Source organism: Pseudomonas sp. Leaf59, assembly GCF_920984685.1.
Taxonomy (GTDB): domain Bacteria; phylum Pseudomonadota; class Gammaproteobacteria; order Pseudomonadales; family Pseudomonadaceae; genus Aquipseudomonas.
In genome coordinates this window covers 369,300-392,752 of sequence record NZ_CAKLBR010000001.1, presented here as the reverse complement: position 1 = coordinate 392,752, position 23,453 = coordinate 369,300, and the positions used below count along the sequence as shown (strand labels likewise).

21 protein-coding genes and 1 pseudogene are annotated in these 23,453 nt (G+C 62.0%); 16 read left to right on the top strand and 6 right to left on the bottom strand.

Annotated elements, in window-relative coordinates:
• The first annotated feature begins 44 nt into the window (after positions 1-44).
• The 3 genes from LUB09_RS01570 to LUB09_RS01560 are packed head-to-tail and all read left to right on the top strand — an operon-like array spanning position 45 to position 3,429.
• Positions 45-1,652, top strand: coding sequence for a bifunctional 3-(3-hydroxy-phenyl)propionate/3-hydroxycinnamic acid hydroxylase (locus LUB09_RS01570; RefSeq protein WP_231421381.1), 1,608 nt, complete (start codon positions 45-47; stop codon positions 1,650-1,652).
• Entirely contained in the window at positions 1,649-2,455 is an 807-nt protein-coding gene (locus tag LUB09_RS01565; protein WP_231421380.1) for a 2-keto-4-pentenoate hydratase, read from the top strand. Before LUB09_RS01570 ends, LUB09_RS01565 begins: the two co-directional genes overlap by 4 nt.
• 32 nt (positions 2,456-2,487) lie before the next feature.
• Entirely contained in the window at positions 2,488-3,429 is a 942-nt protein-coding gene (locus LUB09_RS01560; RefSeq protein ID WP_209982370.1) for a helix-turn-helix domain-containing protein, read from the top strand.
• An 872-nt stretch (positions 3,430-4,301) separates the two neighbouring features.
• Here the strand turns inward: LUB09_RS01560 and LUB09_RS01555 are convergent.
• Together LUB09_RS01555 and LUB09_RS01550 are read right to left on the bottom strand one after the other, a co-directional pair.
• Positions 4,302-5,210, bottom strand: a complete 909-nt coding sequence (locus tag LUB09_RS01555; protein ID WP_209982368.1) for an ABC transporter six-transmembrane domain-containing protein — start codon at positions 5,208-5,210, stop codon at positions 4,302-4,304.
• Between the two features lie 131 nt (positions 5,211-5,341).
• On the bottom strand, positions 5,342-6,169 hold the full coding sequence (locus LUB09_RS01550) for an AraC family transcriptional regulator (RefSeq protein ID WP_231421379.1): 828 nt from the start codon (positions 6,167-6,169) through the stop codon (positions 5,342-5,344).
• Positions 6,170-6,353: 184 nt separating this feature from the next.
• Here LUB09_RS01550 and LUB09_RS01545 point away from each other — a divergent pair, with 184 nt between their 5' ends.
• The 4 genes from LUB09_RS01545 (at position 6,354) to LUB09_RS01530 (ending at position 10,500) form a co-directional block, all read left to right on the top strand.
• The gene (locus tag LUB09_RS01545) at positions 6,354-7,493 is read left to right on the top strand and encodes a tyramine oxidase subunit B (protein WP_231421378.1); all 1,140 of its coding nucleotides are present in this window, start codon (positions 6,354-6,356) and stop codon (positions 7,491-7,493) included.
• Positions 7,494-7,526: 33 nt separating this feature from the next.
• Entirely contained in the window at positions 7,527-7,949 is a 423-nt protein-coding gene (locus LUB09_RS01540; RefSeq protein WP_209982363.1) for a RidA family protein, read from the top strand.
• A gap of 58 nt (positions 7,950-8,007) precedes the next feature.
• Positions 8,008-9,300 carry an NAD(P)/FAD-dependent oxidoreductase gene (locus tag LUB09_RS01535; protein WP_231421377.1) on the top strand — a complete coding sequence of 431 codons (1,293 nt, stop codon included), beginning with the start codon at positions 8,008-8,010 and terminating at the stop codon, positions 9,298-9,300.
• 357 nt (positions 9,301-9,657) lie between these two features.
• Positions 9,658-10,500 carry an alpha/beta fold hydrolase gene (locus LUB09_RS01530; RefSeq protein WP_231421376.1) on the top strand — a complete coding sequence of 281 codons (843 nt, stop codon included), beginning with the start codon at positions 9,658-9,660 and terminating at the stop codon, positions 10,498-10,500.
• Here the strand turns inward: LUB09_RS01530 and LUB09_RS01525 are convergent.
• Positions 10,497-10,943, bottom strand: coding sequence for a thiol-disulfide oxidoreductase DCC family protein (locus LUB09_RS01525; protein ID WP_209982358.1), 447 nt, complete (start codon positions 10,941-10,943; stop codon positions 10,497-10,499). The genes LUB09_RS01530 and LUB09_RS01525 overlap by 4 nt on opposite strands.
• Before the next feature lie 153 nt (positions 10,944-11,096).
• On the opposite strand from LUB09_RS01525, the pseudogene LUB09_RS23995 reads away from it, so the two are divergent.
• The 3 genes and pseudogenes from LUB09_RS23995 to LUB09_RS01510 form a co-directional block, all read left to right on the top strand.
• Positions 11,097-11,873, top strand: a pseudogene (locus tag LUB09_RS23995) (PAS domain-containing protein); the annotation flags it as partial.
• Between the two features lie 99 nt (positions 11,874-11,972).
• Positions 11,973-12,410 (top strand): methyl-accepting chemotaxis protein, encoded by a 438-nt coding sequence (locus LUB09_RS23990; protein WP_373460625.1) that lies wholly within the window; start codon positions 11,973-11,975, stop codon positions 12,408-12,410.
• 83 nt (positions 12,411-12,493) lie between these two features.
• Positions 12,494-14,056 (top strand): histidine kinase famiy protein, encoded by a 1,563-nt coding sequence (locus LUB09_RS01510; protein ID WP_269325472.1) that lies wholly within the window; start codon positions 12,494-12,496, stop codon positions 14,054-14,056.
• A gap of 2 nt (positions 14,057-14,058) precedes the next feature.
• Here LUB09_RS01510 and LUB09_RS01505 read toward each other — a convergent pair whose 3' ends face one another.
• The 3 genes from LUB09_RS01505 to LUB09_RS01495 form a co-directional block, all read right to left on the bottom strand.
• Complete coding sequence (locus tag LUB09_RS01505; RefSeq protein WP_231421375.1) at positions 14,059-15,480, bottom strand: amino acid permease; 1,422 nt, start codon at positions 15,478-15,480, stop codon at positions 14,059-14,061.
• Positions 15,481-15,626: 146 nt separating this feature from the next.
• On the bottom strand, positions 15,627-16,679 hold the full coding sequence (locus LUB09_RS01500; RefSeq protein ID WP_231421405.1) for an ornithine cyclodeaminase: 1,053 nt from the start codon (positions 16,677-16,679) through the stop codon (positions 15,627-15,629).
• Between the two features lie 48 nt (positions 16,680-16,727).
• Positions 16,728-17,762 carry a histone deacetylase family protein gene (locus LUB09_RS01495; RefSeq protein ID WP_231421374.1) on the bottom strand — a complete coding sequence of 345 codons (1,035 nt, stop codon included), beginning with the start codon at positions 17,760-17,762 and terminating at the stop codon, positions 16,728-16,730.
• A gap of 119 nt (positions 17,763-17,881) precedes the next feature.
• Between LUB09_RS01495 and LUB09_RS01490 the strand changes: the two genes are divergently transcribed.
• The 6 genes from LUB09_RS01490 to LUB09_RS01465 all read left to right on the top strand — a co-directional run bounded on the left by LUB09_RS01490 (position 17,882) and on the right by LUB09_RS01465 (position 23,431).
• Positions 17,882-18,382, top strand: coding sequence for an Lrp/AsnC family transcriptional regulator (locus LUB09_RS01490; RefSeq protein WP_209982344.1), 501 nt, complete (start codon positions 17,882-17,884; stop codon positions 18,380-18,382).
• A gap of 290 nt (positions 18,383-18,672) precedes the next feature.
• Complete coding sequence (locus LUB09_RS01485) at positions 18,673-19,341, top strand: GntR family transcriptional regulator (protein WP_231421373.1); 669 nt, start codon at positions 18,673-18,675, stop codon at positions 19,339-19,341.
• Positions 19,342-19,417: 76 nt separating this feature from the next.
• Positions 19,418-20,227: an ABC transporter substrate-binding protein gene (locus LUB09_RS01480; RefSeq protein WP_209982339.1), complete on the top strand. Its 810-nt coding sequence runs from the start codon at positions 19,418-19,420 to the stop codon at positions 20,225-20,227.
• 12 nt (positions 20,228-20,239) lie between these two features.
• Positions 20,240-21,016, top strand: coding sequence for an amino acid ABC transporter permease (locus tag LUB09_RS01475; RefSeq protein WP_003236553.1), 777 nt, complete (start codon positions 20,240-20,242; stop codon positions 21,014-21,016).
• A 2-nt stretch (positions 21,017-21,018) separates the two neighbouring features.
• Entirely contained in the window at positions 21,019-21,798 is a 780-nt protein-coding gene (locus tag LUB09_RS01470) for an amino acid ABC transporter ATP-binding protein (RefSeq protein ID WP_053256191.1), read from the top strand.
• Positions 21,799-21,820: 22 nt separating this feature from the next.
• A complete protein-coding gene (locus tag LUB09_RS01465) occupies positions 21,821-23,431 on the top strand; it encodes a gamma-glutamyltransferase family protein (RefSeq protein ID WP_231421372.1) in 1,611 nt (536 codons plus the stop codon).
• Positions 23,432-23,453 lie beyond the last annotated feature (22 nt).

The following is a 23,453-nucleotide window of genomic DNA, read 5'->3' as shown; positions in this document are numbered from 1 at the left end:
GCGCTGGCGGACCCCAACCACAACAAGAACAGCGGTGAATAGCGATGAAGCAGGAGAAGACCCAGGTGGTCATCGTCGGCGGTGGCCCCAACGGGATCACGGCGGCGCATTACATGGGGGTGTACGGCATCGACTGCGTGGTCCTCGAACTGGCCGACGGCATCCTGCCGTATCCCCGCGCCGTGGGCATGGACGACGAAGCGTTGCGCGTGTTGCAGGGCATCGGCATGGCCGACCTGGCTGTGCGCGACATGATCTGCGACGTGCCGCTGCGCTATTACAACGCGCGCGGCGTGTGCTTTGCCGAGGTCAAGCCGAGTACCGCGCATTACGGCTGGCCGATGCGCAACATCTTCATGCAGCAGTTGCTCGAAGGCACCCTGCGTGAACACCTGGGCCGGCACGCTGGCGTCGAGCTGCGCCAGGGCCACGAACTGCTCAAGCTGGCCCAGGACGGGGAGGGCGTGACCCTGCAGGTGCGCGGTGCCGACGGCGACGTTTATGCGTTGCAGGCCGACTACGTGATCGGTGCCGACGGCGGGCGCTCCACGGTGCGCAAACAACTGGGCATCGAGCTGCTCGGGCTGACCCACCCGCGCAAATGGGTGGTGGTCGACACCGCCAACGATACCCTCGATGCGCCGTTCACCGCACTGCATGCCGACCCGCAGCGGCCCTTCGTGTGCATCTACCTGCCTTACCAGCAGCGACGCTGGGAATTCATGCTGATGGAGGGCGAGGACGAGGCGAAGATGTGCGAAGAGGCGACCATTCGCCGGCTGATCCACGGGCACATCGGCGATGCGGTCAACGACCTCGATATCATCCGTATTCGCGCCTACACCCACCACTCGCGGGTCGCGGCGCGCTTTGTCGAAGGCCGTGTGGCGCTGGTCGGCGATGCGGCGCATATCTCCCCGCCCTGGGCCGGGCAGGGCCTCAACTCCGGCCTGCGCGACGTGGCCAATGTGGCGTGGAAACTCGCGGCGATCATCCAGGGCCGCGCGGCACCGTCGATCCTTGGAAGTTACGATCAGGAGCGCCGTGGCCACGCGACCGAACTGGTGGCTCTGGCCGACAACATGGGCGCCGTCCTCGGCTTGACCAACCCGCTGATGGCCGGGGTGCGCGACTGGCTGTTCCAGGCGGTCAACAGCGTCGACAACCTGCGTTCGCATTTGCTGGAGTTCAAGTTCAAACCCAAGGCCACCATCACCAAAGGCCTGGTCCACCACGAGCGCGCCGAGTTGCGCGAGGACGACCTGGTCGGCCAGTTGTTTATCCAGCCGTCCATAGAAGATGCCCAGGGCCAGCGCCGACGCCTCGACGAAATGCTCGGCGATGGCTATGCGGTGCTCGGGTATCGGGTGAACCCGGGTGAGCACTTGAGCGCTGCCATGGCCGAGTATTGGGCCGGGTGGGGCACGCGTTTCATTCAGGTCAATCGTTCGCGCAGCGGTGTGGGACGCAACCAGCCGTTGACCGCCAGCGACGCCCTGAGTGTGGAGGACGTGGATAACCGCCTGGGTGAATGGTTCTCCAGGGTGCGTGATTGCATCGTGGTGGTGCGTCCGGACCGTTTTGTCGCCGCCATCACTACGCCTGAGCGACTCGACGGCGTACTGCGCAAACTGGCGGAGCAACTGTCATGAGCGGCGTTAACGCTGTGCTCGCGCACTTGCAGCAGGCCGCGCACGCTGTGCAGGCCATTGCGCCGTTGCCGGCCGAGGCGCTCGACAAGCAGCAAGGCTACACGCTGCTGCGCCAGGGCCTGGCACAACGCACGGCAGGCGGCGAGCGCTTGAGCGGCTGGAAAGTGGCGTTTGCCGGCCGCGCCGCGCAGGCGCGCTTTGGTCTCGATGAGCCGGTGTACGGCGCGCTTACCCAGGCCATGGCGGTGGCGCCGGGCAGTGCGGTGGCGTGCGGGCGGCTGATCCAGCCCAAGCTGGAAGTGGAACTGGCCCTGGTGTTCGGGCAGACGCTGGCGCCGGGTGACTACAGCGATGCGCAGATTCTGGCGGCGATTGCCGAGGTGGCGCCAGCGTTCGAGATCGCCGACTGCCGCTGGCAAGGCTGGCAGTTCGGGCTTGGCGCATTTCTGGCCGATAACGCCGCCGCAGGCCTTTACTGTGTGGGCGCGCGCGTGCCGTTCGACGCGACGCGGCATGCCTGCGTGGCCTATCGGCTGGAGCACGGGGGCATCTTGCTGGGCAGCGGCGACACCCAGGCGCGGGAGGACAGCCCGTTGTTCAACCTGTGCTGGCTGGTGCGACGCCTGTTGGCTGATGGTCATCCGGTGGAGGCCGGGCAGGTGGTGTTGTCCGGTGCGTTGCTGGCGCCGCTGGCGATAGAACCGGGAGCGTATCGTTTGCACATGCTTGGCACGGAACTGGCTTTGGATTTTCACGCCGGCATCGCGCCTGCGCCAACGTCCGCTGCCGTCACGGACGACTGAACCCCGCTTCAGGCCGCCGAGGAATGACACTTATGCTTGCCGAAGTGCGCACCTTCAATGACTCCCAACAGCACGCCGGCTCTATCCAGGGCTGGCAGCAGGTCTACGACCAGCTCGGTCGCGGCTGCCTGAACAGCGAGCTGCGCCAGCTGTCCGGGGATCGTTTTCAGATTTTCCAGGAGGTGCTCGACAAGCGCGTCGTGCAGCATGGCCGCTCGCCCAAGGGCCGCCTGTGCGCGGCGATGTCGCTGGGCAGCCCGCCGGTGGTGCAGGGCCAGCAGGTGAGTGCGCAGAGTGTGGTGCTGCTGCGCGATGCCGAGGAGTTCGTGCTGCATGCGCCCCAGGGCACGCATTTTTTTTCGCTCAACGTCGATGCGGTGCGCTTTGCCAAACTGGCGGCGTTCGAGTTGTCCGCCGAGCAGCTCAAGCGTCTGACCAGCGTGTCGGCGCTCAGCGTGGATGAAGCGTTACTGCTGCGCATTCGTCAGCGCATCCACCCACTGTTTCGTCACTTTCTGGAACATGCGCACGCCATCAGCCCGGCCTCGGAGAAGATGCTGGAAGATGAACTGCTCGGGGCGTTTCTCGATCTGTTCAGCCACGCCGGCGATGAAGTGCGCGGCCGCCGCGGCAATTTCGCGGTCAGCGCGTACCTGGTCCGGCGTAGCCAGGAGCTGATCATCGCCAGCGGCGATACGCCGTTGAGCATCCTGGATCTGTGCGAGCAACTGCGCGTGAGCCGCCGCACCCTGCAGAACAGTTTCCAGGCGGTGACCGACATGCGCCCGGTCGAGTACCTGCGCAACCTGCGCCTCAACGCAGTACGGCGGCAGTTGATCGCGACGTCGGCGAGCGAGAAGAACGTCGGCGAGATTGCCGTGGCCATGGGCTTTTTCCACCTGAGCCACTTCGCAACGCATTACCGCGAGCTGTTTGGCGAGTCGCCCTCCGAAACGCGCCGGGCCTCGAACTGAAGTGTTGCCCGGCCATCGGTACAGATCCGATGCACTACAGTCCAAGTGTGGGAGGGGGCTTGCTCCCGATAGCAGTGTGTCAGCCCAAGAAGTCTCAACTGACCCGCCGCCATCGGGAGCAAGCCCCCTCCCACATTTTGACTGTGCTGTGTCAGTAGCTGACCGTGAAATGCTGCGCCATAGCTATTGAAAAAATGCCGACTGACACACAGCCGATCAAGTGTGGGAGGGGGCTTGCTCCCGATAGCGGGATGTCAGCCAAAGAAATTCACCTGACCCGCCGCCATCGGGAGCAAGCCCCCTCCCACATTTTTGCCTGCGTTGTGTCAGTGGCAGAAGGTGAAATGCTGCGCCATAGCTATTGAAAAAATGCTGACTGACACACAGCCGATCAAGTGTGGGAGGGGGCTTGCTCCCGATAGCGGGATGTCAGCCAAAGAAATACACCTGACCCGCCGCCATCGGGAGCAAGCCCCCTCCCACATTTTGACTGTGCTGTGTCAGTAGCTGACCGTGAAATGCTGCGCCAGAGCTATTGAAAAAATGCCGACTGACACACAGCCGATCAAGTGTGGGAGGGGGCTTGCTCCCGATAGCGGTGTATCAGCCCAAGAAGTCTCAACTGACCCGCCGCCATCGGGAGCAAGCCCCCTCCCACATTTTTGCCTGCGTTGTGTCAGTGGCAGAAGGTGAAGTGCTGCGCCAGTGCCATTGAAAAAATGCTGACTGACACACAGCCGATCAAGTGTGGGAGGGGGCTTGCTCCCGATAGCAGTGTGTCAGCCCAAGAAGTCTCAACTGACCCGCCGCCATCGGGAGCAAGCCCCCTCCCACATTTGGATCGGATTCGGCCTGAGTTATTGGTCAGGCGCTCAAGCCAGTCCCGGGTCCACGCGCTTGCCGATGTCCTTGAGGCGCGCCAGTTGGTCGATCATCGACGGCGCCTCATCCAGGCAACTGACGAAGGTCCACAGGTAGGTCATCACCGCGTAGATATGCCCGGCTTTTACCGCAGGCGCCAACGCCAGTTGGCTGATGGCGACCACGAACAGCAGCGCCGAGACTACGCCGATGCACAGGAAGGCCACGGCTTCACGGTCCGACAGCCGAATGCGCAGGCGCGACAGTACGTGGTAGTGACGGTGCAATGTGTGCTCACCCACGGCTTCGACCAGGCCGATTTCCTTTTCCAGGCGATTGTTCAGGCGCTCGTGCAAACGCTGGTTGCGTCGGGCAAAACCGGGCATGACCGTGAGGCACAGCAGTAATGCCACCAGGCACGCCAGGCCGACCCACGGCTCGATCACCAACAGCATGCCGGCTGCGCCGATGATCGAGACCAGCGCGGTGGCGATGATCGGCACATGCTTTTCGAAGAAATCCACGAAGTCCCGCGCCAGCACTACCCGCGCCGCCGCCTTGGAGGTGCTGTGGCGTTGCAGGCGCTGGTTGAGAATCACCGGCACGGCAAGGTCTGCGTAGATGCGCGTGAAGGTGCGCGTGTCCAGTGCCCGGCGCGCCGCGCCCACCACCCAAAACCCGAGCACCACGCCGGCATACAGCAACGCACTGGCGGCATCGCCACGGATGATCGAGTCCACCGCAAAGCCGGCGAACAGTGGGTAGGCCAACAGTAATGCGTTCTCCAGCGCGACCAGCGACAAGGTGGCGAACAACTTGCCGGGGTAGGTCCGGGCAATGGCCTTGAGGGTCTGGCTGGCGGATTGCTGGGCGAGTTTTTCACTGGCTACGATAAGGATCGGTGGTGTGACGGAGGGCATGGGGCACCTGTGGAGCGCATTGGGTATTTCAGCGGGTGCCGATGATGCCTGGCAAGCGTGCAGGATCAGTGAAGGAATCATGGAGAACGCATGGAGGCCGCAAACAACGTGCAGCGGGGAAGGGCAGGGTTTCAGGCGAAACGGATGCGCTCGTTGTAGGCGTTCTGCAGCATTTTGCGCTGGTACTCGCAGGGCGTGGTGCTGACGAGCTTCTTGAAGTCGCGCAGGAAGTGCGATTGATCGGAAAAGCCCAGGTCCAGCGCCAGGTCCGAGAACGACACGTCGCGCTGGTTGTTCAGCGTGTCCAGGGCGGCCTGGCAGCGAATGATGCGGAAGAAAGTCTTGGGCGACACGCCGGTGTCCTGGCTGAACTGGCGATGAATCGTGCGGCTGGTGTAGCCACTGAGGTCTTCCAGGTGCTGGATGCGCAGGTCGCCGCGATGGGCCAGCGCCTGCTGGATAACGATGGCGGTCAGCTTCGAGGTGCGGCCCATCAGGCGCGGGGCCAGGTAGTCGTTGAACAGCTTGATCTGGTCCTGCAGCAGCGGGGCATTGACGATGTTCTCGAAAATGCTCTGGGCAAATGCCGACACTTGCAGCAGGTCCCATTCCTGTTCGGTCAGGTCCTCGGCCATGACATTGATGAAACCTGGAATGACCCCCGGCGCAAAGCGTACACCAAAGTAATGATGGCCCTGCAGCAGTTCGACCCGCTGGGCTTGCAGCGGCGTACCGCAGATCTTCACGCTGGGGCGCATGGCATCGCAGTCGAACACGATGTCCACGCAGCCATCCGGCACCGCCAGCAGGTCAGCCGAGTGGGCGACGTCGAAGGCGTAGAAATGCGAAATCGCCGGGTGTTCGCAAGGCACTACCGAATACCGCGATGAGTTGAGCACGAACCACGGTTGTTCATAAGCGGTGTGCCGCCGTACGGGCGGTGAACACAGGTTGAGCATGACCGGACCTTACCAGGGAAATAGGCGGGAATATTCACGCACTTATCGCGCCAACTCCTGGCTGTGCGCCGAACCGTGATGTCCGAAATTTACAATACCGCCGACCCACGCAGCCCGATACTCGACCTCGATAGCGTGGGAGCAGCGCCTACCGCAGCGGTATCTCTTTGAGTCGAGAATAATAATGGCCACTACTGCAAGAATAGACTTCATCTACTTGTCCGAGCAGGACATGATCCGCGCCGGCGTGACCGACATGCTCGCTTGTGTGAATACCATGGAGGAAATGTTCGGCCTTCTGTACAGCGGAGACTACCGCATGGCCGGGCCGAACAACGATTCCCATGGCGCGATGGTGATTTTCCCGAAGGATTCGCCGTTCCCCAACATGCCCAAACCCACCGCCGACCGCCGCATGATGGCGATGCCGGCCTACCTGGGCGGCAACTTCTGCACCGCAGGGGTGAAATGGTACGGCTCCAACATCGCCAACCGCGAGAAAGGCCTGCCACGCTCGATCCTGATGTTCACCCTCAATGACCCTGACACCGGCGCCCCCTTGGCGCACATGTCCGCCAACCTGTTGTCGGCGTATCGCACCGGTGCGATCCCCGGCGTCGGCGCGCGCCACCTGGCCCGCAAGGACTCCAAAGTGGTCGGCCTGCTCGGCCCGGGCGTGATGGGCAAGACCACGCTCGCCGCGTTCATCGCCGTTTGCCCGCATATCGACACCTTGAAGATCAAGGGTCGTGGCGAGAAAAGCCTGAATGATTTTCTGGGCTGGGTGAAGCAAACCTATCCGCAGATCACCACGATTAATGTGGTCGACAGCCTTGAAGAGGTGGTCCGTGATTCCGACCTTGTTACTTATTGTAGCTCCGGTGAGACAGGCGACCCCTCGAACTACCCAATTGTGAAGCGCGAGTGGGTCAAGCCGGGCTGCTTCATGGCAATGCCCGCCTCCTGCTCGCTGGACGAGGGCATGGAGCGCGCCGACGTGCGCAAGGTGCTGGACAACACCGGTCTTTACGAAGCCTGGTTCGACGAACTGCCCAAGCCTGCGCACCATTGCGTGCCGGTGATTGGCGTGCGGTTCATGGACATGATTGCCGAAGGCACGCTGCAGCGCGAAGAGCTGGAAGACATCGGCAAGATCGTCGCCGGCCATGCCCAGGGCCGTCGCAACGATGACGAGATCATCATCATGTCGGTCGGCGGCATGCCGGTCGAGGACGTGGCGTGGGGCACGGTGGTGTACCGCAATGCGATCAAACAGGGCATCGGCGTGAAGCTGAACCTGTGGGAAACCCCTGAGCTGCGCTGAACCACTCCTTACCCAACTGAAGAGACCTTCGACATGACAAAAATCATCAAGCTCAAGACTGGTTCGCCGTTTGAAGACCAGGCCAGCTATTCGCGCCTGGTGGTGGTCGACAACTGGATCTACGTCTCCAATACCGCCGGCCGCAATCCGCAGACCAAACTGATCCCCGAAGACGTTCTGGAGCAGACGCACCAGGTGTTTGCCAACATCGAGTCGGCCTTGAAGGCAGTCGATGCCAGCCTGGCCGATGTGGTGTGCTCGCGGGTGTTCATCCAGGACCCCAGGGACGTGCCGGCGGTGATGGGGCTGATCGGCGAAAAGTTTCGCGGCGTCGACCCGGCCAGTACCGTGACCTGCCCGCCGCTGGGCTCGACGGTCTACAAGGTGGAACTGGAGGTGACGGCTTACCGCAACGCCTCCAACGCTCAAGTCGAAGTGATTCGCCTGGCGCAGTAATCCGTTACGCGGCCGTGTATTCGCGCGGCCGACCTTTCCTGTTTTGCGAGTCTCGATCATGGCCCCGACTATTGCGCCCGTGAACACGTCCACCGAATTCCCCTCCGCGACCGGCGTTGTCATCATCGGCGGCGGGATCATTGGCTTGACCGCCGCGCTGGCACTGGCTGAGCGCAATATCCCGGTGGTGGTCCTGGAAAAGGGCCGTATCGCCGGCGAGCAGTCCTCGCGCAACCTGGGCTGGGTACGCAAGACCAGCCGTCACGCCCATGACATTCCGCTGGCGCTGGCCGCCGACCGCCTGTGGGCGCACATGCCTGGACGGGTCGGCGCGGATGTCGGTTATCGCCAGGAAGGCATCATGTTCGTCGCCCGCAACGAGGCGCAGATGGCGATGCATGAAGGCTGGCTCAAGTCGGTCGAGCACCTTTCCCTGGACTCGCAGTTGCTCAGTCATCGCGAAATCGCGCAACGCGTGCCGGGCGGGCAGGGCGAGTGGGCCGGCGGGATCTACACCGCGTCCGACGCCCGCGCCGAACCGACCCTGGCCAGCAGCGCGATTGCCAGGGCGGCCATGGCCCTGGGCGTAGTGATCATCGAGCAGTGCGCAGTGCGCACGCTGCAGATGTCGGCGGGCAAGGTGAGCGGCGTGGTCACTGAAAAGGGCGAAATCCGCTGCGACCAGGTATTGCTCGCTGGCGGCATGTGGTCGCGACGCTTTTTGGGCAACCTCGGCGTGTCATTGCCGACCCTGGCCCTGACCTGCTCGGTGATGCGCACCCATCCGATGCAAGGCCCCACCGAAATTGCCGTGGGCGCGCCGGACTTTTCGTTTCGCAAACACCAGGACGGCGGCTTCATCATCACCCAGCGCGGCAAGCTGGATGCGTTCCTGACCCTCGACCACCTGCTGCTGGCCCGGCAATACATGCCCCAATTCCGTGCGCAACGCAGCGTATTGAACGTGTCCCTGGGCAAATACTTCTTCAACGACCTGGCCCTGTCGCGACGCTGGTCGGCCGACAGCATCAGCCCGTTCGAACGCGTGCGTACCCAGGACCCGGCCGCCAACCCACGCCTGAACAACGACGCCTTGAACAACCTCAAAGCCGCCTGGCCGGTGTTCGAGCAAGCCCGAATCGCCCAGGCCTGGGCCGGCACCATCGACGTCACCCCGGACTCCAACCCGGTCATCGGCCCCGTCGAAAAAATCCCCGGCCTCACCGTCGCCACCGGCTTCTCCGGCCACGGCTTCGGCACCTCACCGGCCGCCGGCCAACTGGCCGCCGACCTCATCAGCGGCCATCCCCCCATCATCGACCCAAGCCCATACCGCTTCGACCGTTTCTAACCATCAAGCTGTTGATCTTGCTGTTGATCTTGATCTCAGGCGCCCCACCAACCACGCTGGCCGAACGCAGGCTTGAATCCGTGGGTAACCCGGCAGGACGCCGGGTTAGCCGCACTGGGCCATGGATGGCCCATTGCGGCGGCCCACGGATTCAAGCCTGCGTGCGGGCACACCGAGCCTGAGCGAGGTGCCGAGTGGTGGGGCAAGAGCCCTTTGGTTACTTTGGGGCTTTTCCAAAGTGACCCGCCGTAAGGGCGGAACCGTAATCAGCCGTTACCGCAACAACGCATATGTACACCGTCAGACCGCTATCGCAGGCAAGCCAGCTCCCACATTAAACCCACGGCGGACCCCCCAATGCCCCCAACCAGCAGCTTCTTCACCAACCGCACCGGCCTCAACCTGCACATCCTGCGCTGGGGCCACCCAAGCGGCACCCCCCTGGTCCTGCTCCACGGCCTGCGCGCCTACGCACAAACCTGGGAATCACTGGTCAAGGCGCTCGGCCCCACCTACTGCGTCTACGCCCTGGACCAACGCGGCCGCGGCCTGAGCGACTGGGCACCACCCACCAGCTACCACACACAGTCCTACGTAGACGACCTGCAGGACCTGGTCGCCCACGCCGACCTGCAGCGCTTCCTCCTGCTGGGCCACTCCCTGGGCGGCGCCAACGCCCTCGAATACGCCCGACAAAACCCCGGCCGCCTGATGGGTCTGATCATCGAAGACATCGGCCCCGGCTCCTCCAGCCAGGGGGACGGCGCCGCGCGCATTCGCCGCGAGATGAACCAGACCCCGCTGCAGTTCGACAATTGGAACGCCGCCCGCGCGTTCTGGCAGATCTCACGCCCCGGCCTGTCGGAGCAGGGCCTGGCCTCCCGGCTGGCACACTCGATGAAAGAAAGCGCCGGCGTGATCACCTGGCGCCATGATCAGCAAGGCATCGCCGAGGCACGCTTGAGTATCGAGCCGACCGACCTGTGGCCGGCGGTGCGCGCCCTGGATTGCCCGACGCTGTTCATTCGCGGCGCGCGCTCGGACTTCCTGCCGGCAGCGACGCTGCAAGCCATGCGCGACAGCAACGCGCTGGTGCGCACCGCCGAAGTCGCGGACGCCAGCCACTATGTGCACGACGATCAGGCCGAGACATTCAACCGGCTGGTCATCGCGTTCCTTGATAGCCTGTTGGACGTCTAGGTCTTTTTTTCCGCACTGGTCGCGCGGCCGCCGGGAACGGCGCAGCCATCCGCGCCACAGCGAGCGCTGCCGTCAGGGTGCGGCAGCCAGGCCAGGTGCGGGCGCCAGCGGCAGAACAGGCGATAGCCGATGTTCAGCAGCGGCCGGGTCAGGCGCCAGGACAACGGTGCGGCCCAGGCGCCCAGGCCCGCTGCCCGCCAGCTCCAGAGCGTCGCGTCGAGGCCGGTGACCCAGGTTCCATCGGCGAACCTGGCGTGCAGTGACGAGGCCATGTCCGCTGCGGTGAACCCCAGGGGCGTCGCGTCGAATGCCTCAGCGCTGATGTCAACGAACAGCAGGCGATCCGGCGTTGCCCTGGCACTGAGCAGCTTGATCTCTCGCGCACAAAGTGGGCAATCGCCATCAAAGTAGAGGGTCAGAGGCCATTGGGTTTTCTTGTACAAGATTTATCGCTCTGTATAGGTTGTCTGACACGATAGGCGCAAAGAATCGCACTTGCAACGTGCGCCGACAGTCCATCAGCCGCTTTTGCACGGGGCCTCAATATGCTGCCGACCTTGCCGATAGCGTGGGTATGACCCAAGAGGCGCTGCCCAATGTTCAACTCCAAAATCAAGCAACAGCTCAATGCCCAGTCTGCCGAGCTGGCCCAGCTGCGCCAACTGCGCGACGGCCTGAACCATGAAATGCTGACGTTGAGTATCGATCCGACGTTTAAAATCACCGCCTGCAACGACAACTTTGCCCACGCCCTGGGCTACACCCCGGAGCAGCTCCTGGGGCGGGCGATGACTGATGTCGTTCCGCAGTACGTTTCCAGGCTGCCGTGCTATCAGAACTTTCGCGCCGCCGTTGCCGCCGGCAAGTCGATCACGGACGAGTACCGCTACCTGCATGCGGACGGCTCGCTGGTGTGGATTCATGCCCATTGGCAGCCCATCACCGATACCAGTGGCAGTTTGAGCCACGTCACGTGCTACGCGACCAACATCACTTCCCGGCTGGAAAAAGCTTCGGAAAACACCTCTTTCATCGATGCCTTGCTGCGCTCGACGGCGGTGATCGAGTTTGATCTCTCCGGGCATGTGCTGATGGCCAACGAACAGTTCCTCAAGGCGATGGGCTACAACCTGGGCCAGGCCAAAGGCAGTCATCACCGTATTTTCTGCAAGCCGGAAGACGCCGCGTCGCAGCAGTACAAGGATTTCTGGGCCACCTTGAACAGGGGCGAATTTGTCGGCGGCCGCTTTGAGCGTATCGACAGCCGCGGCCAGACGGTCTGGCTGGAAGCGACCTACAACCCGGTGTATGACACCGAAGGCACGCTGTGCAAGGTGGTGAAGTTCGCCACGGTGGTCACCGACCAGGTGGCCCGCGAACAACAGGTCAGCGAAGCGGCCCAGACTGCCTTTGAAATCTCCCGGCAGACCGATGTAACGGCCCAGCGCGGTGCCGTGGTGGTCAATGACACGATGCATACCATGCGTAAGGTCTCGGTAGACATGCAGGCCGCTTCCGGCGGCGTCGAAGCCCTTGGCAAGCAGTCGCTGTTGATCAGCTCGATCATCCAGACCATCAGCAGCATCGCCCAGCAAACCAACCTGCTGGCGTTGAACGCGGCCATCGAAGCGGCGCGCGCGGGCGAGCAGGGTCGAGGCTTTGCCGTGGTGGCCGATGAGGTTCGCCAATTGGCCGGACGCACTAGCACGGCCACCGAAGAGATCGCCTCAGTGGTGTTGCAGAACCAGAAGCTGGTGGATGAAACGGTTGCCGAAATGGCCAACAGCAAATCCCAGGCCGAGCAGGGCCTGGAGCTGGCCACGCAGGCGGGCCAGGTGATTGTCGAGATTCAGGACGGCGCCAAGCGGGTGGTGGATGCCGTGGGCAGGTTTGCCACGCAGGTGGGCTAGCGGCCGAGCGGCCAGGCACAGGGTCGCACTCCGCGGCGTTTTCATGGTCCATGGAAAACGCACCACTGCCCCGGAGGTGAACCTTGGCAAAAAAGAACACGCCCGTGGTCGACAGTGTCGCTGTAGCGACGCTGTCCTCCCACCGCAAAGACCTCTTCTTGGCAGCCATGGACGCCAGCCACAGCGCGATGATCGTGACCGATCCCGCGCAGCCCGACAATCCGATCATCTTTGCCAACCAGGCCTTCGTGAACCTGACCGGCTTTGAACAGGACGAAATCATCGGACGCAACTGCAGGTTCCTGCAGGGCCCCGAAACCGACAAGAGCACCCTTGCGCACGCGCAGCGGGCGATCGAGCGTCACCATGAAGTCTGTGTGGAGGTGCTCAATTACCGTAAGGACGGCTCGACGTTCTGGAATGAAATCTTCATCGCGCCGCTGTTCAACGAAGCGGGGCAACTGGTGTACTTCTTTGCTTCACAGCTGGACGTGAGCCGCCGCCACGATGCCGAGCAGCGCCTGCGTGGCGCCCAGGACATGGAAGCGCTGGGACAACTCACCGGCGGCATCGCCCACGATTTCAACAACCTGCTGCAGGTGATGGTCGGCTATCTCGACTTGATCCAGCAGAGCGCGAAGCGCCCCGACGGCGATCTGCAGCGCATCTTCAACAGCGCCGGTCGTGCCAGGGCGGCGGCTGAAAAAGCACAGACATTGACACAACAGTTGCTGGCGTTTTCGCGCAAACAGCGGCTCGACAGCCGCGTGATCAATTTGAACTGCCTGCTCACGCGCCCCGATTTCATGCGGCGTGCCGTGCATGACGCCAATGTGCAGATGGACCTCGCGCCGAACCTGTGGAACTGCCGCATCGACCCTGCCCAGGCAGAGCTGGCGGTGCAGCACCTGTTATCGAACGCCCAGGATGCGCTGGAGGGGTGCGTCGAGCCGACGATCACCCTCACTACCTGCAACGTTGAGTCGCCTGAAAACGGGGTGCCCGAGGGCCGATACGTCAGCCTGTCGGTGACCGACAATGGCAACGGCATAGAGCCGGGCATACAGGAAAAAATCATCGAGCCGTTCTTTACCACCAAGGAGGAGGGCAAGGGCTCGGGACTGGGGCTGTCGATGGTGTACGGGTTCGTCAAGCAATCGGGCGGAGCTGCGCGGATCCGCTCATCCCCGGGCGCCGGAACGACGATACGTCTCTACTTTCCAGCCGACGACAGCCAGCCCTGGGTCGAACAGCCGCCGTCTGACACCACCTCGTTGCGAGGCATTGAGCACATCCTGATCGTGGAGGACCGACCCGAAGTGGCCGAGCTGGTCCAGGTGATACTGACTGACTACGGTTACCGGACCGCGACCGCGACCCATGCGGAGCAGGCGTTGGCGATGCTGGAGAACGCCCGCTATGACCTGGTGTTCAGTGACCTGATCATGCCGGGCGCCATGAACGGCGCGGCACTGGCCCGTGAGGTTGCCCGGCTGTACCCGCATACCCGCGTATTACTCACCACGGGCTACGCGAAAGACTCGCTGGAACGCGCGGATATACAGGTGAATGAGTTCGAGCTGCTGCCCAAACCCTATCAGCCGCAGGACCTGCCGAGGAAAATCCGCACGATGCTCGACGACTAGCGTCACAGGCCCCGGGTTATCGTCACCTGAGCACCCGAGCAAGCAGGCTTCCTGCTGCGTGTCAGCTGATAAGCAATTGCCAGCCATATAAACCACCCCGGCATGACCATCAAGGCAACGCGCGTGTCAGGTCGCAATGCCAGCAGGCACAGAACGAAGCCCAGAAAAGCCAGTGAGAACCCTGCCATGGGCACGCCGCCCGGCATCTTGTAAGCCGACTTGGCGTGAAGCTCAGGATGCTTTTTGCGATAGGCAATGTAGGACGCGAGGATGGTCGACCACGTGAAGATCACCAGAATCGCTGACACGGTGGAAACGATGGTGAATGCCGTCATGACTTCCGGGACGATGAACAGCACGAGTACACCCGCCAGCATCAACAGGGTGGTGAAGGCCAGGCTCAGCAGCGGCACACTGTTGCCCGACAGTCGCCGAAAAATACCCGGGGCGTTGTCCTGATTCGCCAGCCCGAACAGCATACGGCTGGAGGAGAATACGCCACTGTTGGCCGATGACGCGGCGGATGTCAGGACTACGAAGTTAACGATGCCGGCTGCTGCGGGAAAGCCGGCGACGAGGAAAAGTTCGACAAAAGGACTTTTTACAGGTGACACCTGTTGCCAGGACGTCACGGCAATAATGCAGCCCAATGCCAACACGTAGAACAGAATGATTCGCAGCGGAATCGAGTTGATTGCCTTGGGCAGGGTCCGTTCCGGAGACCGGGTTTCTGCCGCAGCGGTGCCGATCAGTTCGGTGCCGGCAAAGGAGAATATCGCCATCTGGAAGCCGGCAAAGAAACCCAGCACGCCATGAGGGAACGCAGCCTGCTTATCCACCAGGTGGCCGAGGGACGCGGTCACGCCACTGGGGGATACGAACGAGCTGGCAATCAGCACGATGCTCACGCCGATAAGCGTCACCACGGCGATGATCTTGATGATCGCGAACCAGAATTCGACTTCACCGAAAAGTCTGACCGTCAGTACGTTCAGGGCGAACAGTGTCGCGAGCATCCCGATAGCCGGTATCCAGGCGGGCAGGTGGGGGAACCAGTACTGGAAAAAGCCTCCCACCACGACGGCATCGCCGATCACCGCAACGCTCCAGCTCAGCCAATACGACCAGCCGAGAAAAAATGCGGCGCGGGGGCCCAGGTAGGCGCCGGCGAAATCCGCAAAGGTCTTGAAATTCAAGTTGGAAAGCAGCATTTCGCCCATGGCACGCATGACGAAGTAAACGAACAGGCCAATGATCATGTAGATAAGGATGATCGAGGTGCCGGAGAGGGCGATGATCTTTCCGGAGCCCATGAACAAGCCCGTGCCAATGGCGCCGCCCATGGCCATTAACTGGATGTGACGATTGCTGAGCGTGCGCTGCAGCGCAGGCTGCTCAGCCCGCTCTGATGAATTCGATTTCATTTCAAAACCTCTTGATCTTATGTTTTTGAGTTTTGGCAGAAAAGTGGATATCCAGCGCCATTGTCAGGAGGCAATGGCGGGTGACGGTGTTGTTTTATGTAGACAGTGACGGCCCCAGTTCAAATGCCGGGGGCGTCACTCGCAGGTCAACTGGCCGTGCGCAGATGGGCGGCTTTGGCCGGCTGCTGATCCAGCATCTGGAACAGGTTCTTTATATTTTCAGGCGTGGGTACCAGGTGGATGTGCCGGCCGACCTGATGTTCGTGCGCCATCGCCTGCAGGTAGCGAAGCGACGAGAAATCCTCAAGGGCAAAGCCCACGGAATCGAAGACCGTCACCTGTTCATCGCTCTCGCGTCCCTGGACGTCGCCTTGCACAATCCGGAAAAACTCGACGACGGGCGAGTCAGCCTCCAGTTGCTGAATATCACCTTCAATCCGCGTTTGAGGTTCGAATTCCACGATGACCCGGGCGTTGCGCAGGATGTCGGCGTGCAGTTCGGTCTTGCCCGGGCAGTCGCCGCCGACGGCATTGATATGCATGCCGGGCTCGATCATCTCGGGCGTCAGGATCGTTGCGTAGGCCTTGTCGGCGGTCACGGTGGTGACAATGTGCGCGCCCTTGACCGCTTCCTGTACGGAGTCGGCGTGAATCACGTTGATCGTCGGGAAAGCCGCCAGGTTGCGCAGCAGCTTGAGTGAGGCATCGCGATCAATATCGAAGATGCGGATTTCGCTGATGCCCAGCATTTCATGGAAGGCAAGTGCCTGAAACTCGCTCTGAGCGCCATTGCCAATCAGCGCCATCGAGGTGGCCCCTGGACGGGCAAGTGTACGCGCGACCAATGCCGAGGTTGCAGCGGTGCGCACTGCGGTTGTCAGGGTCAGCTCGCTGAGCAGGGTCGGATAGCCACTGTGGACATCGGCCAGCAGACCGAATGCCATCACCGTCAGCAGGTGCTGCTGACCATTGTCCGGATGGCCGTTCACGTACTTGAAGGAATACTGCTTGCCATCATCGGTAGGCATCAACTCGATCACACCGTTTGCGGAGTGATTGGCCGTGCGCGGCGACTTGTCAAACTGCGCCCAGCGTAAATAGTCTGCTTCGATGTAGGTGGCCATCTCACGGATCGCCCGGCGGATACCCACCTTGGCGAACAAGCGTGCGGCATCATCGACATCTAGGAAGAGCGTCATTTTTTTATTCTCCAATCCATCCAGTTAAACGTTGTAAAGCAGGGGTGTTCAGGCGCGTTTGCTCTCGAAGCCATGCAGTACATTCACCGCGTTGATGCCGATCTCATCGACCATGTAGCCGCCTTCCATCACGAAGAGGGTGGGGCAGCCAACACTCGCGATCAGCTCGCCGATCCCGATGAAATCCTCGCTTTCCAGCAGGAAGTGACTGATCGGGTCGTCCTTGAAGGTGTCGACGCCCAGTGAGATCACCAATACCTGCGGCGAAAATTGCTGAAGTTTCCTGCAGGCATGCAGCAGGGCGTCGCGGTAGGTTTCCCAGGCGGTGTTTTTCGGCAGCGGGTAGTTGATGTTGAACCCTTCGCCGGGGCCGGCGCCGACTTCACCGCTGAACCCCGAATAGTAGGGATAGGACACGGCCGGCTCGCCGTGCAGCGAGACAAACATCACGTCACTGCGCTGGTAAAAAATGTTCTGCGTGCCGTTGCCGTGATGAAAGTCGACGTCAAGTACCGCAACACGTTTGGCGCCCTGGGTGATTGCCTGCTGTGCAGCAATGGCCGCGTTGTTGAGGTAGCAGTAACCCCCCATGTATTCACGCGCCGCGTGATGGCCCGGCGGACGACAAAGGGCAAAGGCACTGTCGTGGCCTTCATCGATAAGCGCCAGGCCCGTCAGGGCGATATCGGCACTGGTCTTGACCGCCTGCCAGGTGGTGGCAGTGATCGGCGAGCCTGCATCCATTGCATAGAAGCCGAGTTTGCCGTCAATGAACGTGGGTACCTGATCGTTGGCCAGGTCACGTACAGGCCATACGAGTGGCAGCGCATCATGGGTGCGGCCTGTGGCGCTCCATTGCGACCAGGCGCTTTCCAGGAAGCTCACGTAGCGCTCGCTGTGCGCGTTGACGTAACACGCGCGGTCAAACACGCGCGGTTCGACTATCTGGCCAAGGCCTACTTGCTTGACGCGGTTGTGAACGGTGTCGGCCCGACTGGGCTGCTCGAACGACGGCTTGAGCACGCCATCCTTCAACTCGGTGCCGTGGTGCAGACGGTGGGAATCACTGAAAACTGTAAACATTCTGCGCATCCGTTAATGTGAGCCAGTGCAAATATTCTGTTCTGGTCAGGACGGGCGTTCTTTGCTTTGTTTTCGTGCTTCTGTATATTTATCGGGCGATTTAACTCGGTAATGGCGTAATGAAGAAAAATATATCCAAACGCATCAGCCTCGACGAGACCGATCTGGCCATTCTCGAGCTGTTGCAGGAGGACGCGAGCATTTCCAATGCCGAACTCAGTGAGCGGCTCTCATTGAGCCTCACGCCTTGCTGGCGACGGCGCAAGAGGATGGAAGAGGCGGGCGTGATCAAGGGTTATCAGGCAACCCTTGATCGAAGAATGCTGGGGCTGGATATCATGGCATTCGTGCACATTCGCTTTTCCACCCATGCCGATCACGCTCCGGACGCCTTCGAGGCAGTGATTGCGCAGTTGCCAGAGGTATTGGCCTGCCACAAGATCACCGGAGATGCCGACTACGTGCTTCAAGTGTTGGCCGAGGATCTGGATAGCTATAGCGACTTTATCGAGCAGGTGCTGAGGCGCCAGGTCGGTATCGCGTCTATTCAGTCGAGTCTGGCGTTGCGTGAAATCAAGGCGGGTAGTCGTATGGCCATACCCAAATTGAGCAAGGATTGAAAAGCGGATGTTCCGGTAAACCTTCCCGCCACGTCCGTCGTCATCAGCCTCTGCTGGAAGCGCTCCGCAAAGACCCACTCGGCGCACACCCGCTACCTCCCTGCACACAAACAGGTCGCCGCTGTGCCATTTGGTAGCACATGGCCCCATGTTCCTGCGACGGCTCTCCTGCCTACAAACCAAAGATTACATTCGAATCAGTCAGTTAACGCTGCACCAAGGTTGTTGGCACGGCCCATGCTTTATTGCATCCATGGATAATTGGATACAAAAATACAAAGAGGCTGCCCATGCAATTTGCTCCCGCTTACGCTGACCGCCAGCCTCTCACTGCAGAAGAGGAAGCCTACAACTTCCTCCTCGACGCCATCTGCGGCGGCCGTTTCCGCAAGGGCGACCGCCTGATTGCCGAGGATATCGCCGGCGAGATCGGCATGAGCCGCATGCCGGTGCGCGAAGCATTCCGCCGCCTGGATGCCCAGGGCCTGGTAACGCTGCGGCCCAATCGCGGGGCCATTGTCAGTGGCCTGGATATCGCTGAGCTGCACGAGGTGTTCGAGATGCGCAGCGCGCTTGAAGGCCTGGCGGTGCGCGTCGCGGTCAGCCGTATCGGTGAGCGCCAGATGGCGGCTCTGGAGCGGCTGCTGGACGAGATGGATGACTACCGCGACGAGAGCGCCGCGTGGGTCCGTCGCCACCGCGCCTTTCACGAATACCTGTGCGGGCTCAGCGGCCGGCCGCGCTTGCTCAAGCAGATTTCGGCGTTGTATTCGCTGGTGGAAGCGCCCATGCGCTTGTGGCTGCAGCACAGCGAAAAACCCCTCAGCGCGCGTCAGGAACACGCGGTGATCCTCGACGCGATTCGCGCCGGTGACGCCGCCCGCGCCGAAGCCGTGGTGCGCGAACACATCGAAAGCACCGTGCCGCTGCTGATTCAATTTCTGCAACTGGAAAAATAAGAGAGGCGGGTCCGAACCCGTCCAGGTTTAGACGTTGATTCCTGCCCCGTTATTCAACGAAGTGGAGTGTCTGGTCATGCATAAACAACACCGCGCCTTGCTGGTGGCTGTAACCCTGGGTCTCTGCACACAATGGGCCTGCGCCGCAGTCCAGGTGCCTGAGCGCCTCAAAAGCGTCGACAAACTCACCTACTGCTCGGGGATGGATTCACCGCCCCTGGTGTCCTTCGATGAATCCCAGAAACCGCGCGGGCTCACCGTCGACCTCGGCCTGGAAATCGCCAAGCGCCTGGGCAATAAAACCGTGCAATGGCGGGTCATTCCGTTTTCCGGCCTGGTGCCGGCGCTGCTTGCCCAGCAGTGCGACATGATCGTCGACCAGTTGTTCGACAAACCCGAGCGCCGCCAGGTGATCGACATCGTCAACTACATGTACTCCAGCCAGGCGGTGGTAGTGCCCAAGGGCAACCCCAAAGGCATCAAGACCCTGGATGACCTGTCTGCGCACAAGGTGGCGGTGCTCAACGGTTCCACCATCAAGACCCTGCTCGACACCCAGAACGAGAGCCTCGCCAAGGCCGGCAAGCCACCGATGAAACTGGTGGTCTACAACACCGACACCGATGCCTTCCAGGCGCTGCGCATCAGCCAGGTCGACGCCTATGGCACCACCGTGGAAACCGCCGGTTACTACGCGGCGATGGCCCCGGAGCTGTTCCAGGAAGGGGTGCCTGCATTCAGCCGCATCCTCACCGGCCTGGGCATGCGCAAGGACGACCCGCAACTGACCGCCGCCGTGCAGCAGATCATCAGCGACATGCGCAGCGATGGCAGCTATGTGCAATTGCTCAACAAATGGCATGTCAGCAGCGACACACTGGACTGAGGTTCTACCACGATGAATTTCAATTGGGATGTGTTCTGGCAATACCTGCTGCAACCCAGTGGGGTCTACCTCACCGGGCTGTGGCTGACGTGCCTGATCAGCGTGCTGGCGATGCTGCTCGGCTGCGCGCTGGGCCTGGCGGCGGCGCTGTTGCGCCTGTCGAAGAACCCGTTGCTGCACCTGCCGGTACGCCTTTACGTGTGGCTGATGCGCGGCACGCCGTTGCTGGTGCAGATCGTGTTTTTGTACACCGCACTGGCAGCGGGCGGGATCTTCCGCTTCGAGGACATCGAGCTGTTCGGGCTGATCATCCCCGGCAATATCCAGGCGGCGATCATCGCCCTGGGCCTGAATGAAGGCGCGTACATGGCGGAGATCATTCGCGCCGGCATCGGCGCGGTGGACAAGGGCCAGTACGAAGCCGGACGTTCCCTGGGCATGGGGTTCGGCAAACTGATGCGGCGCATCGTGCTGCCCCAAGCGTTTCGAGTGATCGTGCCGCCGCTGGGCAATGAGTTCAATGTGATGCTCAAGAACACCACGCTGGTCAGTGTGATCGGCGTGCAGGAGCTGTTGCTCAGCACGCAGATGGTGACCTCGGCGACGTTTCGCGTGTTCGAGTTGTACCTGGTCGTCGCGATTTACTTCCTGACGTTGACCACCCTGTGGGGCTTTTTCCAACGCTGGCTGGAAAACCGTTTCGGCCAGTCCGATCGACCTTCGGCGCCACCTCCGGCCGCCAGCCGCATGTTCGGTCGCAGCACCCTTAAACTGCTGAGGGGACGTTAACCATGGCGCACCAAAGTGAAGAGCTGATCATTGACGCACAGGATATCCAGAAGTCGTTCGGCGAATTGCAGATCCTCAAGGGCATCTCCCTGCAGGTACGGCGTGGCGAAGTGGTGGTGCTGATCGGCGCCTCCGGCTCGGGCAAGACCACCTTTATCCGCTGCATCAACCTGCTGGAAGACATCCAGGGCGGGCGCATTCGGGTCAACGGCCGCGCCATGGGTTATCGCGAACGCGCCGATGGCAGTCTGGTGCGCGATTCGGAGCGCAACATCGCCCGCCAGCGCCGCGACATTGGCATGGTGTTCCAGCGCTTCAACCTGTTCCCGCACATGACTGCATTGGAAAACATTATCGAAGCGCCGATCCAGGTGCTGGGTGTGCCGCGTGCCCAGGCGCTGGAGCAGGCCCGGGGCTTGCTGGCGCGGGTCGGCCTGGCGGACAAGGCCAGCCACTATCCATCGATGCTCTCCGGTGGCCAGCAGCAGCGGGTGGCGATTGCCCGTGCGCTGGCGATGAAACCCCAGGCGATGCTGTTCGACGAACCCACCAGCGCCCTCGACCCGGAAACCGTCGGCGAAGTGCTGCAGGTGATGAAGGAACTGGCCGAGGAGGGCATGACCATGGTGGTGGTCACCCACGAAATGGGCTTTGCCCGTGAAGTGGCCGACCGCGTGGTGGTGCTCGATCAGGGCGAATTGATCGAGCAAGGGCCGCCGGAACAGATTTTCAGCCACCCCAGCCATCCGCGGACCCGGGCGTTTCTCAGCCGCGTGTTATGACCTTTTTTGAAGAGCCTTTGCCATGTTGAAATTTTCCGCTCACGAATACCCTTATTCCTCGCAACGCCAGAGCGTGTTCGCGCGTCGGGGCATGGTCGCCGCTTCGCAACCGCTGGCGGCCCAGGCCGGCATCGAAATCATGCAAAAGGGCGGCAATGCCATCGATGCCGCCATCGCCACCGCCGCCGCGCTGACCGTGGTCGAGCCCACCGGTTGTGGCCTGGGCGGCGATGCCTTTGCGCTGGTGTGGTGCAAGGGCCAGTTGCATGGCCTCAACGGCAACGGCCATGCGCCGGCCGCCTTGAGTATCGAGGCGGTCAAGGCGGCGGGGCATCAACAGATGCCGCTGTACGGCTGGACCTCGGTCACGGTGCCCGGTTGCCCGTCGGCGTGGGCCGAGTTGTCCAAACGCTTCGGTAAATTGCCGTTTGCCGATTTGCTGCAGCCGGCCATCAGCTTGGCGCGCGACGGTTTTCCGCTATCGCCGGTGGTTGCCCATCAATGGCAGATCTCCTTGAACGAATTCAGCCCGCACCGCGATGAGGTGCTGCAAGCCTGGTTCGACACCTTCCTGATCGACGGGCGCGCGCCCCAGGCGGGGGAGATTTTCCGCAACCCGGCCCAGGCCCGTACCCTGGAAGAACTCGCCGCCACCGGCTGCGAAAGCCTGTATCGCGGCGCTCTGGCCGAGCGCCTGGATGCGCATTCGCGCGCCAGCGGCGGCTACCTGCGCGCCAGCGACCTCAAGGATTACCGCGCGCAGTGGGTGGAGCCGATCCACATCAATTACCGGGGCGTGGATGTTTGGGAAATCCCGCCGAGCGGCCAGGGCCTGGTCGCACTGATGGCGCTGAAAATCCTCGAAGGCTTCAACTTCGATCACCGCGACAGCCAGCAAACCTGGCATCGCCAGCTGGAGGCCATGAAGCTGGCCTACAGCGACGGCCTGCATTACATCACTGACCCTGCGCACATGCGCGTAGCGGTGGCCGACCTGCTGAGCGACGACTACAGCACCCGCCGCCGTGGCCAGATCGGCGAGCAGGCCCAGCCGCCCAAACCCGGCGACCCCCACGCCAGCGGCACGGTGTACCTGGCGACCGCCGACGCCGAAGGCAATATGGTTTCGTTCATCCAGAGCAACTACCACGGCTTCGGCTCCGGCGTGGTGCTGCCCGACAGCGGCATCGCCCTGCAGAACCGCGGGCAGGAATTCAGCCTCGATGAGTCCCATTCCAATTGCCTGGCACCGGGCAAGAAAACCTTCCACACCATCATCCCGGGTTTTCTCAGCAAGGACGGCGAGGCCCTTGGACCGTTCGGCGTGATGGGCGGCTACATGCAGCCCCAGGGCCATGTGCAGATGGTGATGAACCTGGTGGACTTCGGCCTCAACCCCCAGGCGGCCCTCGACGCCCCGCGCTGGCAATGGCTGGGCGACATGAAGGTCGGCATCGAACATGGAGCTTCGCGCGACCTGGTCAATGCGCTGGCGCGGCGCGGGCACAAGGTGCAGACCGACAGCGACCTCACCGACTACGGGCGTGGGCAGATCATCCTGCGTGACCCGGTCACCGGCGTGTTGTGCGGCGGCACTGAGCCACGGGCGGATTCGCATATCGCGGTCTGGTGAGCTGGACGCATCCCACACGTTC